The sequence below is a fragment of the Rhizobium sp. YJ-22 genome, from assembly GCF_029601685.1.
Taxonomy (GTDB): Bacteria; Pseudomonadota; Alphaproteobacteria; order Rhizobiales; family Rhizobiaceae; genus Metarhizobium.
Map to the genome: position 1 here is coordinate 12724 of NZ_JARRIR010000029.1, position 496 is coordinate 13219.

Annotated in this window: 1 protein-coding gene; it reads right to left on the reverse strand. The window is 56.0% G+C overall.

Annotated features, from left to right (window positions below; all coding sequences use genetic code 11):
* Positions 1 to 496: plasmid partitioning protein RepB C-terminal domain-containing protein (locus P7F60_RS29440; protein ID WP_277921082.1), on the reverse strand; the 496-nt coding region annotated here is incomplete at both ends.

Sequence of the window (496 nt, forward strand, 5' to 3'; positions counted from 1 at the left end):
AGCTTCCTTCTTCCTCTGATTTGCAGCTTCATGCGCCTCAAATAGCGCCGGCAACTGGTTGAGCACGAAGGCCGCGAATGCTGGCGTCGCCTTCTTGTCGATCGTGATCTCGAGTTTTGACTTACTATTCTTCACCTGAGCCAGTCGGTTACCATCGGAGGTCGACATGACATCGGGAAGGCCACGTTCAACGCGACGAGGTTTCAAGTGGGCCAAAGTCTGCTTGAAGCGTTCCTCCGAGGACAAGCCTGCGAGCGAGCGAGCATGATTGACCACATCGACCCCACCATCTTGCGTCTTAGCAACCAACTCACTTAGCTGTTGCCAACTGGGCCGCCCGACGCCTGGTGCCGGGCCAATTGCCTCGATGAGTTCAAGCGGGAGAGCGTCGACGAGTTGGAGCATAATCGAAAGGGTGCTCTTGTCGATCGACAGGGACGACATGATAATCTCACGTGAAAACCTCTCCCTCAGGCGTGCCGCAAAGCGGGCTTTC